Source organism: Novilysobacter antarcticus, assembly GCF_019802285.1.
Classification (GTDB): domain Bacteria; phylum Pseudomonadota; class Gammaproteobacteria; order Xanthomonadales; family Xanthomonadaceae; genus Novilysobacter; species Novilysobacter antarcticus.
This window is the reverse complement of record NZ_JAIEUJ010000001.1, coordinates 670,078-688,198: the sequence shown is the minus strand read 5'-3', so window position 1 is coordinate 688,198 and position 18,121 is coordinate 670,078. Positions and strand designations below refer to the sequence as shown.

Genomic DNA, 18,121 nt, shown 5'->3' with positions numbered 1-18,121 from the left:
CGCAAGGGGACCTGCGCCGGCACTGAAAACCCGAGGGCAACAATGCGCATCACCTTACTTGCCGCGAGCCTCCTGCTGGCCGGCGGACTGTGCCAGCCGCTGCACGCCAGGCCGCCCTCGTCCGCGGTTGGACCGGCGCCGGCTACCGCCGCCGCTCACGTGCCTGCGCACGGGGTGGTCGGCATCACCGACGAGGCGATGCTCACGCCGGGCTATTGGACTTCAGCGATGTCCGCGCCCGACCGGGTTCTGCTCGATACCTCGGCTATCGGAGCGCAGAACCGGCGCTTGTTTGAGCTGGACCGGTCGATGCATGACCTAGGCAAGATGCCAAGCCGACTCGACGCCAAGCGGGTCGGTGAGTGGCTCGACGGTGCCGCGTCCCGCCCCACCACGCCGCGCTGGGACGTGGACGGCAATGAAGTCGCTCCAGACGCAATCGATGCGATGTTCGCCAACACTGCTGCCGAAAGCATCCCCGCCATGCAGGCCACACGCTACGGGCTGGTCGTCCACCGAACGGACATGCGCAGCCTGCCCACCACGATGCGCATCTTCAGCACGCGCGGTGATACCGACATCGACCGGCTCCAGGAGAGTGCCCTTTTCCCGGGCACGCCGGTAGTGATCGCGCATGAGAGTGCCGACGGCGAGTGGCTGTTCGTGGTCAGTCCGCGCTATGCGGCGTGGGTCGACAAGCGTCATGTCGCCGAGGGCAGCCGCGCACAGGTGCTCGGTTACCGCACCGCTTCGCCCTACCGGATCATTACCGGCGGCACTGAACACACCGTGTTTACCCGCGAGGAGCCGCGCGTGTCCCAGCTGCAGCTCGACATGGGTATCCGCCTGCCGCTGGCCGACGTTCCCGCCAACAAGCCGGTGAACGGCCATCACCCCTACGCTTCATACGTGCTGGACATGCCGGTGCGCAACGAAGATGGCAGCCTCGCCATGTCACCGGCGTTGCTGCCGCGCCGCGCCGACAGCGCCGCGGATTATCTGCCGTTGACACCGGCGAACCTGGTGGACCAGGGCTTCAAGTTCCTGGGCGAGCGCTATGGCTGGGGACATGCCTACGGCACACGCGATTGCAGCGGGTTTGTCTCGGAGATCTACCGCAGCATGGGCGTCGAGCTTCCCCGCAACACCAGCGCGCAGGCGGTCAGCCCGGCGCTGCAGCACATCAGCTTCGAGCGCAATGACGATTCCGCCAAGCGCCACGCGGCCGTTGCCCAATTGCAGGTCGGTGACCTTGTCTACATCCCCGGTCACGTGATGATGGTGATCGGCCATCACGGCGGCATGACCTACCTGATCCACGACACCCATGGCGGCCGCTACAGGGGCGCCGACGGCGAGCTGGTCTCGATGGCACTGAACGGTGTGGTGGTGACACCACTGGAACCGATGATGTTCAGCGAGGATGAGAGCTACATCGATCGCATGACCAGCATCGTGCGCCCGCACGGCGCGCTGCGCCTGCCGCCCACTGACCCAACGACGCACACAGCAACCGGACCTGCGACAAATGAAGATCACCCGCATTGAATTCGGCATGCTCCGCGTGCCGCTGAAAACCCCGTTCAAGACCGCGCTGCGGACGGTCCAACAGGTCGAGGACATCGTTGTGATGGTCCACACCGACAGCGGCAACATCGGTTACGGCGAGGCGCCCGCCACCGCGGTCATTACCGGCGACACGCACGGCTCGATCGTCGACGCGATCCGTCACTACATCTCGCCACGGCTGATCGGCGAGGAGATCGCCGACCTCAACCGCATCACCCGTTTGATCCAGACCGCGATGGAGAAGAATTCCAGCGCGAAGGCTGCTGTTGAGATCGCCATCTACGACCTCTTCGGCCAGCTCTACGGTGCGCCGCTGTACAAGATGCTTGGCGGCGGAGATCCGCTGGTCACTACCGACATCACCATCAGCGTGGACACGATCGACAAGATGGTCGCCGACTCGATCAGCGCGGTCGATCGGGGTTTCGATTCGCTGAAGATCAAGGTCGGCAAGGACATCGGAGTCGACATCGAACGGGTCAAGGCCATCTACGCGGCGGTGGAGAACCGCGCCTTGCTGCGGCTGGACGCCAACCAGGGCTGGAGTGCCAAGGAGGCGGTGTACGCCATCCGCGGACTGGAGGATGCGGGCGTCCGGCTGGAGCTGGTGGAGCAACCGGTCCGCGCGCGCGACCTGGAAGGCATGCGCTACGTGACCGAGCGCGTGCATACGCCGATCATGGCCGACGAAAGCGTGTTCGGCCCGATGGAAGTGATCAAACTCATCCACATGCGTGCGGCCGACATCATCAACATCAAGCTGATGAAAACCGGCGGAATTTCCAACGCCGTGCGTATTGCCGACATCGCCGCGATGCACCAGGTGGAGTGCATGATCGGCTGCATGCTGGAGAGCAGCATCAGCGTTGCTGCGGCGGTGCATCTGGCGGTGGCCAAGTCCGATGTCATCACCAAGGTCGACCTCGACGGTCCGTCGCTGTGCGCCTACAACCCGGTGGAAGGCGGCGTGATCTTCAACGAGTCGGAGATCTCGATCACCGATGCGCCGGGGCTCGGTATCCGCGAGATCCGCGGACTGGAGCCGATCAGCAACTGCAACGCCGCCGCCTGAGATGTCGGCGCTGCTGACCATCCGCTCGCGGCGTGACCAGATGTCGGCGATCGAGCGCCGCATCGCCGACTTCGTGCTCGACAACGCCAACCTGCTGCGCGACTACTCGTCGCAGCAGCTCGCCAACGCGCTTGGCGTCAGCCAGTCCAGCGTGGTGAAGTTCTGCCAGAAGCTCGGCTTCAAGGGCTATCCGGACCTCAAGTACTCCGTTGGCGAGGATATTGCCCGCGCCGACAACGGCGACGAGCCGCCCGCAACCAGTGCGCCGGAGCACCCTGCCGACGCCATGGCTGCGGAGTTGTGGCGACGAAAATCCGCGGCCGAGGAGGAAACGCGGTCGATCAATCCGCCGGGCACCGTCGCTGCGGTCGCGGCCGCAATCACGATCGCCAGCGCGGGCGGCAAGGTATTCCTGATCGGTCTGGGCGATGACGACATTCGCGCCCGCGCGCTCGCCCTGCGGCTGTCGTTGCTTGGCATCCTGACGGTTCACAACTTCGATCCGGCGCACATGGCGGCCAGCGTCAGTGCGGCCTGCGCGGGCGACGTGCTGATGGTGTTCTCCGAACACGGCAAACCGCCACCGCTGTGCTACATCGCTCGCTGCTTCCGCGAACGTGGTGGTACCGTCGTGTCCATCACCCGTCACACGTCCAACCCGTTGCGCGCGTACGCCGACATCGCCCTGCTGGTATCCGCCCACGATGAGCAGGTGCATATCCAGCCCTTGCTTTACCAGGCTGCCGCACAGCACCTGATGGACCGCGTATTCGTCCGTCTTTGCGAGGGCGGACGCGACCAGCAGTTGCGTGAGAACCTCGAGCGCCTGCAACCGATGCTTGAACCTTGAGTGCAACGGCGACACCCGCTCGTTTCCCCGATCCACTCCGGCCGCGCTGCGCGGCCGCCAATGCCTGTCACGAGACCGTACATGCAACGACCTGCCGTTTTTGACCCGCATCCCGGCGCGCCCGCAACTGCCGCAGCGATCCCGTTCGAGCAGGGTGCGCATCCATGACGGGCACCTCGCGCGTGCTGCTGGCGCTCGGCTTCGGGGCGGTGACCGGCCTGGGTCTGGCCTGGTTCGACCCGGAAGTCGCGACCCGCGTTGCCGATGTTGTCCACCCGTTCGGTCGGTTGTGGTTGAACGCGCTGCAGATGACCGTTGTGCCGCTGGTACTGGCATTGGTCGTGGTCGGCGTCAGTACCGCGGCCGATGCGGCTGCCTCGGGGCGGATCGCGCGCAACGCCATCCTGGTATTCATCGCCCTGCTGGCCTTGGCGGCGGTATTCACCGCGATCGCCGCACCTGCCTTGCTGTCGATGCTGCCGCATGACCCGAGCCTTGCCGTTGCGCTGGGTGGTGGCGCGAGCGAGACCGCTGCCCTGCCCGCTCCGGCTGGTTGGTCGCAATGGGTCACCGGCATCGTTCCCAGTAACGCAGTGGAGGCGGCTGCCAACGGCGCCATGCTGCCACTGGTCGTGTTTGCGCTGTTCTTCGGATTCGCCCTGACCCGGATCGAAGGGCCTCGACGCGCGCTGATGGTCGAGTTTTTCCAGGCCCTGGCCGACGCGATGATCATGATCGTTCGTTGGGTGCTCTGGGCAGCACCGCTCGGAGTGTTCGCGCTCATCCTGGCCGTTACCGCCAGGGCCGGACTGAGCATGCTCAGCGCGCTGGGCATCTACATCGCTCTTCAATGCTTCCTCTATCTGACCGTAGCCGGGGCCATGGTTCTGGTCGCTGTCGTGTGGGGCGGCGAGTCGATCAGGCGCTTTTCCGCAGCCATTGCACCGGCCCAGGTGGTGGCAGCGAGCACCCAGTCGTCACTGGCTTCCCTGCCGGCAATGCTGGAGGTCGCCAATGACCGCTTGCGCTACCCCCGGCAGATCTCCGGACTGGTCCTGCCAATGGCGGTGACGCTGTTCCGGATCACCAGCCCGGTGCAGTACCTCAGTGCGGCCGCCTTCATCGCCTGGGCCTACGGGATCGATCTGGGCGTTGCCCAGCTCGCCGCAGGTTGCGCGCTGGCGGTGGTGATCAGCCTGGGTTCCGTCGGGCTGCCCGGCCAGGTCAGCTACATGGCCACCAATCTGCCGGTAGCGCAGGCGATGGGACTTCCCGTGGCGCCCCTGGGGCTGTTGCTGGCAGTGGATACCATCCCGGACGTGTTCGCGACGCTCGGCAACGTCACCGCTGACCTCGCGGCTACCAGCATCGTCGCGAAGGCCGCGCGCGGCGATGCCGTTCCTCCCGACGTCGTCGAGCCCTGAGCGGAAACGGCCGGCCGTCTCCTTGCCACTCTTCGGGGCCTATGCTCAAATCTTTGGAATAATGCGCCGTCGCGGATCGGAACCAACGGTCGCGCACGCACCACAGTTATCAAGGGGATCGCGATGAGTGTTGAACGTCCATGGCTCGACCAGTACCCGGCCGGCGTGCCGGCCCAGATCGACCCGGACGAGTACACATCGATCGTCGCGGTCATGGACGCTGCGATCGGCAGCTTCCGTGACCGACCCGCGTTTGCGAACTTCGGCAAGGCACTGACCTACGCTGAGATCGACACACTCAGCGCCCAGTTCGCGGCCTACCTGCTGGGAGTGCTGAAGCTGCGCAAGGGCGATCGCGTAGCGATCATGATGCCCAACTGCCTCCAGTATCCAGTCGCCACGTTTGGGGTACTACGCGGAGGCCTCACGGTGGTGAACACCAACCCGATGTACACGGCCCGCGAGCTGCGGCACCAGCTGGTCGATTCCGGGGCCAAGGTGCTGCTGGTGCTGGACAACTTTGGCGACACCGCCGCCGAAGTGCTCCCGGATACCAGGGTGCAGCACGTCATCACGACCGGTCTGGGCGACATGCTCGGGGTCAAGGGCACGGTGATGAACTTTGTGCTCAAGTACATCAAGAAAATGGTGCCGGAGTACCGTATTCACGGTGCGGTCCGTTTCAATGAGGCCCTGAAAGCCGGAGCCAAACACTCACTGCCGGAAATCGACGTCGGGCCGGAGGACATTGCCTTCCTGCAGTACACCGGCGGCACCACCGGCGTGGCAAAGGGCGCGATGCTGACCCACCGCAACATGGTCGCCAACATGCAGCAGGCCTCCGCCTGGGTCGGCACCAACGTCGCGCTTGGTCAGGAAATAATCATCACAGCGTTGCCGCTTTACCACATCTTCGCGTTGACGGCGAACGGCCTGGTGTTCATGAAGTTCGGGGGCCTGAACCACATGATCACCAATCCGCGCGACATGCCGGGCTTCGTCAAGGAACTCAAGAAGGTCCCCTTCACCGCAATTACCGGTGTCAACACCCTGTTCAATGGATTGTTGAATACACCCGGTTTCGACGAGGTCGATTTTTCCAAGCTGCACCTGACCCTTGGCGGTGGCATGGCGGTGCAACGTTCCGTTGCCGAGCGCTGGAAGAAGATCACCGGCTGCACCCTGATCGAGGCGTACGGCCTGACCGAAACCGCGCCTGCCGCCTGTATCAACCCGATGGACCTGGCCGAATACAATGGCGCGATCGGACTTCCCATCCCGTCCACGGATGCCTGCATCAAGGACGATGACGGCAACTTGCTCCCCGTCGGTGAGGTGGGTGAACTGTGCTTGAAGGGCCCGCAGGTAATGAAGGGATACTGGCAGCGCCCGAAGGAAACTGCCGACGTGATGGATGCCGACGGGTGGCTGCACACGGGCGACATCGCCAGGATGGACGAGAAGGGATTCTTCTACGTCGTGGACCGCAAGAAGGACATGATCCTGGTCTCGGGCTTCAACGTTTATCCCAACGAGATCGAGGACGTCATCGCCATGATGCCCGGCGTGCTGGAAGTCGCAGCAATCGGCATGGACGATGAGCGCTCCGGCGAAGTGGTCAAGGTGGTCGTGGTGAAAAAGGACCCGTCATTGACCGCCGAACAGGTGATCGCGTTCGCGCGAGAAAACCTCACCGGCTACAAGCGGCCCAAGGTTGTCGAATTCCGCAGCGAGCTGCCCAAGTCCAACGTGGGCAAGATCCTGCGCCGTGAACTTCGGGACCAGCAGACCAACTGAACCGCGGATCAGATCTTCGAGTCGAATCCGATCCCCTCCGTGCGAGGGGATTTTTCTGCCCGCTCAGCCGCGCTTTACGTGACGGATCAGGCGGCGACGCTTGGCCACCTGTTTCTCGCTGAGCACGTTCTTCTTGCCTTCATAGGGATTGAGACCGTCCTTGAAGACAAAGCGCACCGGCGTTCCGACCAGCTTGAAACGCTTGCGGAAGAAGTTCTCCAGATAGCGCTTGTAGCTGTCGGCCAGCGTCTTCAGGCGCGTCCCGTGGATCACGAACGTCGGCGGATTGCTGGCCGCCGGATGGGCGTAGCGCAGCTTGGCAACATGGCCACGGATCACCGGCGGTGGGTTGGCCTCATATGCCGCTTCCATGGCCTGGGTCACCTCGCTGGTGCTGAACTCGCGGGTCGCCGAGGCGTGCGCGCGATGCACCGCTGCGAACAATTCACGCAAACCGGAGCCGTGGGTCGCGCTGATGCGAACCCGCTCGGCCCAGTCGACGAAGGTCAGCTTGCGCGCCAACAGCGCTTCGTTCTGCTGGCGCTGGTAATCGCTCAGGCCGTCCCACTTGTTGACCGCAATCACCAACGCACGCCCGGCATCCAGGGCGTAGCCGAGCACGCTGGCGTCCTGATCGGTCACGCCTTCGTTGGCGTCCAGCATCACCACCGCCACCTGGCACTGCTCGATCGCATGCAGGGTCTTGATGATGGAGAACTTCTCGACCACCTCGTCCACGCGTGACTTGCGACGCAGTCCGGCCGTATCGACCAGCCGGTATAGGCGCCCGTCGCGCTCCATGTCCACCGCGACGGCGTCGCGGGTGGTTCCTGCAACCTCGGAGGCGATCATCCGCTCCTCACCCAGCAGGCGATTGACGAGGGTCGACTTGCCGACGTTTGGCCGGCCGATAAAGGCAACCTTGATCCGCGAGGGGTCATCGTCCAGCTGAGCGGAGTCCCCCACCTCGGGCAACCGCTCCAGGATCACATCGATCAGGTCATCGATGCCCTGACGATGGGCGGAAGAGATCCCGATGACATCGGTGAAACCGTAATGGGCGAACTCGCTCAGCGCCGCGTGCGTTTCCAGACCATCGGTCTTGTTGACCACCAGATAGGTCGGGCGCGCGGTTTTCCGCAGCCAGGCGAGGATGTCATCGTCCAGACGAGACGGACCGTGACGCCCATCCACGATGAAAAGCACCAGGTCGGCTTCTGCAGCTGCGGCACGAGCCTGGCGCGTCGTCGCTCCGGCGATACCCTCGTCCTCGCCGCCGATGCCGCCGGTATCGACGACCGCGAACTCACGCTGACCTTCCGGCCGGCACAGGCCGTAATTCCGGTCCCGGGTAACTCCCGGTTGGTCATGGACCAGCGCGTCGCGGGTGCGCGTGAGCGCATTGAACAGGGTCGACTTGCCGACGTTGGGACGGCCCACAAGGGCGACTAGCGGCAGCATTGGCGGATCCGGTCGGAATGAAAGAACGTGATGATCACTGTCCCAGCCGGTACGCGCTCAACTTGCCGCCAACGTCCTGCACGACCAGGATGCCGTCCGCGACGCGCGGGGCCGACAGCAACCGGTCACGGCCGACACGGGAGCGGGCCGCGAATTCACCCGTATCCAGCGCGAGCCAGTGCAGGTAGCCGTCCAGATCGCCGACAACCGCGTAGTCGCCGTGGATGGCCGGAGCGGTCAGGCTGCGTCGGGTCATCGCGGGCTGCGTCCACATCGCGCTGCCGCCGGTCTTGTAAAGGCCCACCACCTTGTCGGCGGCGTCGGAGATGACAAGCACGTTGGGAGCAACGCCGATCCGGCCAGGTCCGCCGTGATCGGAAATCCACATCGGCTGGCCGCTTGGGGCGTCGATGGCGATGGTTTTGCCCTTGTAGCTGGTGGCGTACAGGGTGGTGCCGTCAAGCACCGGTGCGCCGTCCACGTCCGCCATGCGCGAGAGCTCGGTGCGCCCTTCCTGCTGGGCCACGCTCTCTTCCCACAACGGGCGGCCGTCATTGGCCGACAGCGCCACCACGGTGCCATCGTCGTTGCCGACAAACAGGTAGCCCGGGCCCAGCACCGGCGTATCGTTGCCACGCACCGACAGCATCGGCACGTCGTGGTTCCAGAACCAGCGACGCTCACCACTGGCGGCGTCGAACGCGGTGATCCGACCGTCGTTGGAGCGCACGAACACCATGCCCATCCCAACCGCCGGCGCGGCGATGATCTCGTTGCCGAGCTTGGCCGTCCACTTCTCACTGCCGGTGTCCGCGTCCAGTGCGATCACATCACCGTCCAGGCTGCCAACGGCCACCACGCCCTCGCCCACGCCGGGTCCGCCGGTCAGACGCAGCTTGCTTGGATAGCTCCAGACCTTGGCGCCGGATTGCAGGTCGTAGGCGTGGACGCCACCCTTCACGGCGGCTGCGAACACTTTGCCATCGGCTATGACCGGACCCTGGCGGGCGCCAATCTTGCCTTCACCCTTGCCTACGTTGGCCGACCAGATGCGCGAGGGCTGGGCGGACGGCTGGAATTCAACCAGTGCCGCCGGCGCTGCGGCCTTCTTCTTGTCGCTGCTGAACCAGCCTTTCATCGTGCTGCAGCCCACGAGCGCAGTCGCGCACAACAGCACTATGGAAACGCGCACGACCAGCTGGCTCGCCGGTCGGCGACTATTGGAAAGCGTCTTTGCAGGATTCATCAGGACCGTACCTCGGAGTCGTCGGGCTTGCCGCCGACTTCCATCAATTTGAGTTCGAGCAGCTTGCGGCGCGGAGACGCGACATCCATCTTGGTCAGCGCCTGCATATAGGCACTGCGTGCGTCGTCCGTCTTTCCCAAGGCATATTGCGCGTCGCCGCGCACTTCCAACGCCATGGCGGTATCGGCGCCTTGCAGCAGTCCGATCGCCTCCTCGCCCTTGCCCGCGTCCACCAGCAAACGGGCGAGGCGCTGGTCGACCACCGCGGCCATGCGTGAGTCGGCCGGCTTGATCGACCGCAAGGTGGCGACCGCCGCTTCATTGTTGCCATCACGAACCTGCTTGGCGGCAAGCTCGAGACCGGCAAGCTCGGCGTAAACAGGGCTTTGCAGGCCGCCGATACGGGACACGGCATCAGCGTCGCCGGCTTCGATGGCGCTGATGACCTTCTGGTAGCGATCCGCGTCCGCCAGCGCTTCAGCATGCTGGTGGTGACCCCACCATTTCCAGCCACCGATCGCGGCAAGTCCGAGCACGATGCCGCCCACCAGGGCGACGCCGTTTTGTCGCAACCACGCCAATACGCGTTCGCTTTGCTCGTGTTCGTCTAGTGGATCGTCAATTGCCATCTGGGGTCGCCATGCTGTCCGGATCCGCCAGAATCGCCGGATCATTGATTACGAACGGCCCGCGCAGCGGGCCGGTGAGGAGGTGCCGGATTGGCGCGACGATGCGGTTGACGCGTATCAGTCGCTGGTCGGCACAAGTGAACCGTCAGAGGATAGCTTAAAGCGGGCGACGTTCGCGCGGCTGAATGCCTGTAGATCCACAGGTTTGCCGTTCTGCATCGCTTCGATTGCGGCGATGTTCCCGATCACGAAACGCAGACCTTGCTTGGCGTCCCACTGCCTCTTGTCGCCGCGGCCAAGCACCGCCTGCTCCAGCACCTCGCCATCGGGCGTGGTGACCTGCAACCAGCTGTCGTCGGTGAACGTCAAGGAAAGACCCTGCGGCTCCGCGATACCGACGGTGGGCCGGATGGCTGCCATGGAGGCGATGACCGGCGTGCGCTCCTGAACCGGGGCGTCGGCCTGCGAGGCGGAATCGACCATTCCCGTGGCAAGGGTGGGGATATCCAGTGACTGGACTTCCGGCATGCTGGACAGGTGTGGCTTGGTGGCCAGCCACACCGGGACGACGATAAAGGCCGTGATAGCGATGTAGATGCCGCGGCGCGCCGCCTGCTCGAACATGCGTTGGTATTTCGGCGTGTGGGTGTGGCTGACAAGCTCTGCAGGCCGAACCTCGTTGACGCCCGTCCTGACAAGGTCCTGCTCTATGTCGACGCCGAGCATCTTCGCGTAACTGCGCAGATGGCCCCGGACAAAGACACTTGGCTCGGACTGCCACTCGTCGTTTTCCAACGAGCGCACCACCCGGACCGGCATTTTCAAACGTGCGGAAGCCTGCTCAAGCGTAATCCCGGCGCTTTCACGGGCACGCGCAAGGCGCGCACCACAACGTTCGGCATCATCCGATGGCCTTTCGTTCGACTGTCCCATCACTTTCCGATTTCCCCGTTTCCGGAACCCGGTACGGCCGGGAACTCCTCCCCCAACCGTTGAACATATCTATCGACGGCTTCCTTGTCGCCAAGCTTCTCTTCAATCTGTGATGCAAGCACGAGCGAGCGCCTGTCCGCAGGCGCGGCCGCCAGACGTCGCTGTGAGAACGCGCGCGCACGGAACGCGTCGCCCTCGCGGAACGCACGCTCCGCCATGGCCGCCAATGCGACCGGGTTTTCCGGATCCAGCTCGAGGGCGCCCGTCAGGTAGCGCTTGGAGTGGGCATCCTGGCCTGCGTCTGCAGCGCACGCGCCGGAGTTCGCCATTGCAATGGACGGTGTGCGATAGCCGGGATCGGCCAGGGCGCGATCGAACCACTCCAGCGACTCCTGCGCGCGGCCGTTGGCGCACAGCCAGGTCCCGTAATTGTTCGCGATGGCGCCCTGGCGCGGCTCAAGGTCGACAGCGCGCCGGTAGTGTTTTCCTGCCGTCGCGGAATCGCCCTTTCGCTCGGCAACCAAGGCAGACAGGGTTTGTGCGGACGCACTGTCGGGAGCAATACGGACCGCCTGATCGGCCGCTTTTGCCGCGGCGGCAAGATCGCCCCGGGACAATGCCACCTGCCCCTGCTGGACCAATACGCGTGATTTTGCTGCGGGAGAATCGTAGCTGTCCGGAGTCATCCGCACCTCGGGCGCCTTGCGATCCATGCCGCTGCGGGCCAGTTTCGGCTTGACGAAGCTCAAACGGCTGCAGGCAGTGGAAGCAAGCACTGCGGCAACCAAAAACACCAGCAGCGCCCTCCCCCCGGAACGACGATTGGACATACGCCACTCAGGCACTGGCATCTCCCGCGCCCTGCTGAGCCAGGATTTTTCGAAAGGTCGCCTGTCGGCGCGTGCGGTCCATGACCTGCCCCTTGAGCTGGCCGCATGCGGCATCGATGTCGTCGCCGCGGGTGCGACGTACGGTGGTCAGGACGCGAGCCTGCTGCAACAGTTGCTGGAACGCACGGATGTCGTCCTCGCTGGAGCGCTCATAGCGCGTGCCCGGAAACGGATTGAACGGGATCAGGTTGACCTTTGCCGCGTCCTTCATCTGGGTGGCATTGTCGAATTGCTTCATCAGTCGGGCGAGCTGACGCGCATGCTCAGGCTGGTCGTTGACGCCGCGCATCAGGGTGTATTCAAACGTGATGGAGGACCGTGGCTTGCGCATGACGTAGCGCTCGCACGCCGCCATCAGCTGGGCAATCGGATACTTCTTGTTCAGCGGGACGAGCTCAGTGCGCAGCTCATCGTTGGCCGCGTGCAGCGATACGGCCAGCGAGACATCGCTGAGCTCGCCCAGCTTGTCGATCATTGGCACCATGCCCGCGGTGGACAGGGTGACGCGTTTGTTGGCCAGGCCATAGCCAAGGTCGTCGCGCATGATGCTCATCGCGCGGACCACGTTGTCGAAATTCATCAGCGGCTCGCCCATGCCCATCATCACCACGTTGGTGAGACGGCGGCGCTGGTGCGGCATGTTGCCCAGGTGACGGGCGACCACCCACACCTGACCGATGATCTCGGCGGTCGTGAGGTTGCGGTTGAATCCCTGAGTGCCGGTGGAACAGAACGAGCAGTTCAGCGCGCAACCCACCTGGCTGGACACGCATAGTGTGCCGCGCCCCTTTTCGGGAATGAACACCGCTTCGATGGCGTTCTTCGGGTCCATACCGATCAGCCACTTGTGGGTGCCATCCACCGAGGGCTTCTCCGTCAGGACTATCGGCGCCCGGACTTCCGCGTGCTCGTGCAGCTTGGCGCGCAGCGCCTTGCCGAGGTCCGTCATCTCGTCGAAATCAGTGACGTAGCGATGATGGATCCACTTCATCACCTGGTGGGCGCGGTAGCGCTTCTCGCCCAGCACCTGTTCGAAGAAGTCCTCGAGCTCCGTGCGGTCCAGATCGAAGATATTCTTCCGTGGAGCAGCGGTCGCCGCTCCCGGAAGCGCCTGTGACTGCGCACTCGCGGCAACACCGCTCACCGCCCTGCCTTTCGCATCAGGCGAAGCAGTCAGCTGGATGTCGATGGTGTTGTCGCGGTTGGTGGTCATGGCATTTGTACTGCGATTGCGTATTGCGATCCCGGCGTTCGGGGTCGGATGATCAGCGCGAGTAGACGTCAGTGGCCGGGAAGAAGTACGCGATTTCAATCGCGGCGTTCTCCAGACTGTCGGATCCGTGGACCGCGTTGGCGTCGATGCTGTCGGCAAAATCGGCGCGGATGGTGCCTGGTGCGGCATCTTTCGGGTTGGTGGCGCCCATCAGGTCACGGTGCTTAAGCACGGCACCCTCACCTTCAAGCGCCTGGATCATCACTGGTCCTGAGCTCATGAACTCGACGAGGGCGGCAAAAAACGGGCGTTCGCGATGGACCGCGTAGAAGCCTTCGGCCTCGGCCTTGGAAAGGTGCTTCATCTTCGCGGCGACGACCTTGAGGCCCGCCTTCTCGAAACGGCTGTAAATCTCGCCGATCACATTCTTGGCGACTGCGTCGGGCTTGATGATGGAAAGGGTACGCTCCAGCGCCATGGAAAATCTCCGGTTGGGCGGGCGGTACCCCGTTTATCAGGGATACGCGCCAAAGGATAACAGGAAAACCCGCGTACTGACGCGGGTTTGGCCGAAATGGCTGCCACGGATTCTACCGGAAAACCGCGTGCGCGATGCACCCGGGCTGCGGTGATTTGACCATCGGTCGCGTGGGGCCTAGCATCCAAACAAGCGTTTGATTCACCCTTTCCGCATTTGCTCCGGCAATCGCGCCAGATTGGATGTCCCCATGTCTTCCAATACCCAGTTCTCCACCAAGGACCGCATCCTGACGGCGGCGGAGGAGCTGTTCGCCCAACACGGGTTCTCGGGCACCTCCCTGCGTCAGGTCACTGGACGCGCCGACGTCAACATCGCAGCGGTCAACTACCACTTCGGCAGCAAGGAGAACCTCGTCAACGAGGTGTTCCGGCGACGCATGGACGAGATGAGCGCCCACCGCCTGCGGGCGCTGAAAACCGCGCTGGATGAGCATCCCGGCGATCTGGAGCCAATCCTCGCGGCCTTTATCGAACCCGCGCTTGCCGTTGCCCTGCACCGCCAGGGCGGCGCCGCGTTTGTACGGGTTATCGCCCGCGCCTACGCGGAAAAGAACGACGGTTTACGCACGTTCCTGTCCGAGCGCTATGGCCACGTACTGCGCGATTTCGCGCGTGCCATTGGGGCCTGCCTGCCGGACCTGAGCAAAGAGGAGCTGTACTGGCGACTGGACTTCCTCGCTGGAGCCTTGACCTACGCCATGGCCGACTTCGGCCTTATCAAGCGCCCCGGCGGGGTGCAGGAGAAGAGCCACGCGGAACGGGCGGCACGTGAACTCATCCGCTTTGCCGCGGCCGGATTCAAAGACTGATGCTTGACATAGACAATCCAATCAAGGAGTTACAAGTTATGTCTAATAAACTACTTGTCCGTCGCGCGGCCGTTTTGGGCGCTGGCGTCATGGGCGCACAGATTGCTGCGCACCTGACCAATGCCGGGGTCGATACGGTGCTGTTCGATTTGCCGGCCAAGGAAGGCAATCCGGATGGCATCGTCGACAAGGCAATCGCCAACCTCGCCAAGCTCAGTCCCGCTCCACTCGCCGACAAGCGTCTTGCCGGCCGCATCACGGCCGCCAACTACGAGACGGGACTGGAGCGGCTCGCCGACTGCGACCTGATCATCGAAGCCATCGCCGAGCGGATGGACTGGAAACAGGACCTGTACCGCAAGATTGCCCCGCACGTCGCGGACCACGCGGTGCTGGCAAGCAACACGTCCGGCCTTGGCATCAACAAGCTCGCAGAAGTGCTGCCGGAGCAGTTGCGTCACCGCTTCTGCGGCGTGCACTTCTTCAATCCGCCGCGTTACATGCACCTGGCGGAACTGATTCCGGCGCGCACGACGGACGCCAGCGTACTTGAGTCGCTGGAGACCTTCCTGACCACCACGTTGGGCAAGGGCGTCGTCATCGCCAAGGACACACCGAACTTCATTGGTAACCGCGTCGGCGTGTTCTCGATGCTGACCGCGATGCATCACACCGAGCAGCTCGGGCTGGGCTTCGATACCGTGGATGCGCTGACCGGGCCCGCTATCGGGAGGCCGAAATCGGCGACCTACCGGACGGCCGACGTGGTCGGGCTGGACACGATGATGCATGTCATCAAGACCATGGCCGACACCCTGCCCGATGATCCGTGGCACAAGTACTTCAAGGCACCTAAGTGGCTCGCGGCGCTGGTCGAGAAAGGCGCTTTGGGTGCCAAGACCGGCGCGGGTTTCTACACCCGCAAGGGCAAGGAAATCCTGGTGCTGGACCTGGAGGCGCAGGACTACCGTCCGTCCGTCCAGGAGGCGGATGCTGAAGTCGCCGCACTGCTGAAGGAACGCGATCCGGCGAAGAAGTTCGCCGCCCTGCGCGCCAGCGAACACCCGCAGGCGAAGTTCCTGTGGGCGTGCTTCCGCGACACCTTCCACTACAGCGCGTTCCATCTGAAGGATATTGCCGAGACCGCGCGCGACGTCGACCTGGCAATGCGCTGGGGCTATGGCTGGTCGGTCGGTCCGTTCGAGAGCTGGCAGGCAGCGGGCTGGAAGCAGGTGGCTGACTGGATCGCCGAGGACATCGTCGCGGGCCATGCGATGAGCAACGCCACCCTGCCCGACTGGGTCTTTGACGGCCGCGAGGGTGTCCACGTCGCCGATGGCAGCTACAGCCCGGGCCGCGACACCATCGTGCCGCGTTCGTCCAACCCGGTGTATGCGCGACAGCGGTTCCCCGACGCGCTGCTCGGTGAGAAGCCGTCGCAGGGGCGCACCGTTTTCGAGAACGACGGCGTTCGCATGTGGGCCGACGAAGGCGACGACATCGCCGTGGTCAGCTTCAAGACCAAGATGAACACCGTGTCCGACCAGGTGCTCGATGGCCTGCAAGAGGCCATTTCCCGCGCCGAGAAGGATTTCTCCGGGCTGGTGATCTGGCAGGCCAAGGAGCCTTTCTCCGCCGGTGCCGACCTGTCGGGCGCGCTGGGATTGCTGCAGGCGAAAGACATCAAGGGCTTCGAGTCCATGGTCGCCAACTTCCAGCGCACCAGCCAAAGGATCAAGTACTCGTTGGTACCGGTCGTAGCCGCGGTGCGGGGTCTGGCATTGGGTGGCGGCTGCGAATTCCAGATGCATGCGGCGCGCACCGTGTTCGGACTGGAGAGCTACGTCGGGCTGGTGGAAGCCGGGGTCGGGCTGCTGCCCGCCGGCGGTGGCCTGAAGGAGCTCGCGGTGCGCGCTTCCGATGCCGCCGGGCCGAACGGTGATGTCTTCGCCGAACTCAAAAACGTGTTCGAGACCATCGCCATGGCCAAGGTGGCCACTTCGGCGATCGAGGCCAAATCGCTCGAACTGGCGCGCGAAGACGACGTGGTCGTTTTCAATGCCTTCGAACTGCTTCACGTCGCCAAGGCGCAGGCTCGCGCATTGGCCGAATCCGGCTACCGGCCGCCCCTGCCCGCTCGCCGGATCCAGGTGGCAGGCGATGTCGGCATAGCCACCTTCAAGATGCTGCTGGTGAACATGCTCGAGGGCCGTTTCATCTCCGAGCACGATTATGAGATCGCCAGCCGCATTGCCACCGTCATGTGCGGCGGCGAAGTGGACCGTGGCTCGCTTGTGGACGAGGAGTGGCTGCTGAAACTGGAACGCGAGAATTTTATTGAGCTGGCGCAGCTGCCCAAGACCCAGGCACGCGTGGCCCACATGCTCAAGACCGGCAAACCCCTGCGCAACTGAGTGACGACGAGGACAACACCATGACCAAGCAAGTACAAGACGCCTACATCGTCGCCGCCACCCGGACTCCGGTTGCCAAGGCTCGCGGCGCGTTCCGCAATACACGGCCCGACGACATGCTCGCCCACGTGCTCAAGGCCGTCATCGCCCAGGCGCCGGGGATCGACGTGAACCGGATCGATGACGCGATCATCGGCTGCGCGATGCCTGAGGGCGAGCAAGGGATGAACGTGGCGCGCATCGGCGTGCTGCTGGCGGGCCTGCCCAACACGATCGCCGCCCAGACCATCAACCGCTTCTGCTCCTCCGGTCTGCAGGCGGTGGCGCTGGCGGCCGACCAGATCCGACTCGGCAACGCGGACCTGATGCTGGCCGGTGGCACCGAGTCGATGACGATGGTGCCGATGATGGGCAACAAGGTTGCGCTCTCGCCCAACGTGTTCAAGGACGACCACGTCAATATCGCCTACGGCATGGGAATCACCGCCGAGAAGGTCGCCGAAGAGTGGAAGGTCAGCCGCGAGGACCAGGATGCGTTCGCACTGGAATCGCATCTCAAGGCGCTGGCGGCGATCGAAGCCGGTGAATTCCGCGATGAGATCAGCCCGCTGGAGGTCGTCTCCCACCTGCCCGACCTTGAGCGCGACAGCATCCGCGAGAAGCGCACGCTGGTGGACACCGACGAGGGCCCGCGCGCCGGCTCCACGATCGAAGGGCTGGCCAAGTTGCGCCCGGTGTTCCGCAACGGGCAGTTCGGGGGCACCGTGACTGCGGGCAACAGCTCGCAGATGTCTGACGGCGCGGGGGCGATCCTGCTGGCCTCGGCCCAGGCCATCAAGGATTATGGCCTCATGCCGCTGGCACGTTTCGTCAGCTTCTCCGTTGCCGGGGTGCGACCGGAAGTCATGGGGATCGGCCCGATAGCGGCGATTCCCAAGGCGCTCAAGCAAGCCGGCTTGACCAAGGACCAGATCGACTGGATCGAGCTGAACGAGGCGTTTGCGGCGCAGGCGCTGGCCGTAATCCGTGACAGCGAGCTGGATCCCTCCAAGGTGAACCCGCTGGGTGGAGCAATTGCCCTTGGCCATCCGCTGGGCGCGACCGGAGCGGTCCGCACCGCGACGATCCTGCACGGGATGCGCCGACGTCAGCAGAAGTACGGCCTGGTGACCATGTGTATCGGCACCGGCATGGGCGCTGCGGGCATCTTCGAAGCCCTGTAGGCCAAAAGGCGAAGGGAGCCGAGCGCCAATGCGCGGCTCCCTTCGCTATTT

General features: G+C 64.1%; 15 protein-coding genes. 8 read left to right on the top strand and 7 right to left on the bottom strand.

Features of this window, described 5'->3' with window-relative positions:
- Positions 1-42 precede the first annotated feature (42 nt).
- The 5 genes from KZ491_RS03185 to KZ491_RS03165 all read left to right on the top strand — a co-directional run bounded on the left by KZ491_RS03185 (position 43) and on the right by KZ491_RS03165 (position 6,712).
- Positions 43-1,548: a C40 family peptidase gene (locus KZ491_RS03185; RefSeq protein WP_222564391.1), complete on the top strand. Its 1,506-nt coding sequence runs from the start codon at positions 43-45 to the stop codon at positions 1,546-1,548.
- On the top strand, positions 1,529-2,641 hold the full coding sequence (locus KZ491_RS03180; RefSeq protein WP_043959489.1) for a dipeptide epimerase: 1,113 nt from the start codon (positions 1,529-1,531) through the stop codon (positions 2,639-2,641). The genes KZ491_RS03185 and KZ491_RS03180 overlap by 20 nt, the downstream gene beginning before the upstream one ends.
- Position 2,642: 1 nt before the next feature.
- Positions 2,643-3,491 (top strand): MurR/RpiR family transcriptional regulator, encoded by an 849-nt coding sequence (locus tag KZ491_RS03175; RefSeq protein WP_222564390.1) that lies wholly within the window; start codon positions 2,643-2,645, stop codon positions 3,489-3,491.
- Positions 3,492-3,655: 164 nt separating this feature from the next.
- Positions 3,656-4,915: a dicarboxylate/amino acid:cation symporter gene (locus tag KZ491_RS03170; RefSeq protein ID WP_222564389.1), complete on the top strand. Its 1,260-nt coding sequence runs from the start codon at positions 3,656-3,658 to the stop codon at positions 4,913-4,915.
- 123 nt (positions 4,916-5,038) lie between these two features.
- Complete coding sequence (locus tag KZ491_RS03165) at positions 5,039-6,712, top strand: long-chain fatty acid--CoA ligase (RefSeq protein ID WP_222564388.1); 1,674 nt, start codon at positions 5,039-5,041, stop codon at positions 6,710-6,712.
- Between the two features lie 63 nt (positions 6,713-6,775).
- On the opposite strand, the gene der is transcribed toward KZ491_RS03165, so the two are convergent.
- The 7 genes from der to ndk all read right to left on the bottom strand — a co-directional run bounded on the left by der (position 6,776) and on the right by ndk (position 13,562).
- Positions 6,776-8,173, bottom strand: coding sequence for a ribosome biogenesis GTPase Der (gene der / locus KZ491_RS03160; RefSeq protein WP_222564387.1), 1,398 nt, complete (start codon positions 8,171-8,173; stop codon positions 6,776-6,778).
- Positions 8,174-8,207: 34 nt separating this feature from the next.
- Entirely contained in the window at positions 8,208-9,419 is a 1,212-nt protein-coding gene (bamB, locus tag KZ491_RS03155; protein WP_222564386.1) for an outer membrane protein assembly factor BamB, read from the bottom strand.
- Complete coding sequence (locus KZ491_RS03150) at positions 9,419-10,048, bottom strand: YfgM family protein (RefSeq protein ID WP_222564385.1); 630 nt, start codon at positions 10,046-10,048, stop codon at positions 9,419-9,421. Before KZ491_RS03150 ends, bamB begins: the two co-directional genes overlap by 1 nt.
- A 117-nt stretch (positions 10,049-10,165) precedes the next feature.
- Complete coding sequence (locus KZ491_RS03145; protein ID WP_222564384.1) at positions 10,166-10,981, bottom strand: helix-turn-helix domain-containing protein; 816 nt, start codon at positions 10,979-10,981, stop codon at positions 10,166-10,168.
- Positions 10,981-11,811 (bottom strand): type IV pilus biogenesis/stability protein PilW, encoded by an 831-nt coding sequence (gene pilW / locus KZ491_RS03140; protein WP_222564383.1) that lies wholly within the window; start codon positions 11,809-11,811, stop codon positions 10,981-10,983. Before pilW ends, KZ491_RS03145 begins: the two co-directional genes overlap by 1 nt.
- A gap of 7 nt (positions 11,812-11,818) precedes the next feature.
- Entirely contained in the window at positions 11,819-13,015 is a 1,197-nt protein-coding gene (gene rlmN, locus KZ491_RS03135) for a dual-specificity RNA methyltransferase RlmN (RefSeq protein WP_425493089.1), read from the bottom strand.
- A gap of 121 nt (positions 13,016-13,136) precedes the next feature.
- On the bottom strand, positions 13,137-13,562 hold the full coding sequence (gene ndk / locus KZ491_RS03130; RefSeq protein WP_222564381.1) for a nucleoside-diphosphate kinase: 426 nt from the start codon (positions 13,560-13,562) through the stop codon (positions 13,137-13,139).
- Between the two features lie 250 nt (positions 13,563-13,812).
- On the opposite strand from ndk, the gene KZ491_RS03125 reads away from it, so the two are divergent.
- Genes KZ491_RS03125 through KZ491_RS03115 form a run of 3 tightly spaced genes read left to right on the top strand, consistent with a single transcriptional unit; the run spans position 13,813 to position 18,070 of the window.
- On the top strand, positions 13,813-14,433 hold the full coding sequence (locus tag KZ491_RS03125) for a TetR/AcrR family transcriptional regulator (protein WP_222564380.1): 621 nt from the start codon (positions 13,813-13,815) through the stop codon (positions 14,431-14,433).
- A gap of 38 nt (positions 14,434-14,471) precedes the next feature.
- A complete protein-coding gene (locus tag KZ491_RS03120) occupies positions 14,472-16,847 on the top strand; it encodes a 3-hydroxyacyl-CoA dehydrogenase/enoyl-CoA hydratase family protein (protein WP_222564379.1) in 2,376 nt (791 codons plus the stop codon).
- A gap of 20 nt (positions 16,848-16,867) precedes the next feature.
- Positions 16,868-18,070, top strand: a complete 1,203-nt coding sequence (locus KZ491_RS03115; RefSeq protein WP_222564378.1) for an acetyl-CoA C-acyltransferase — start codon at positions 16,868-16,870, stop codon at positions 18,068-18,070.
- Positions 18,071-18,121: the final 51 nt, after the last annotated feature.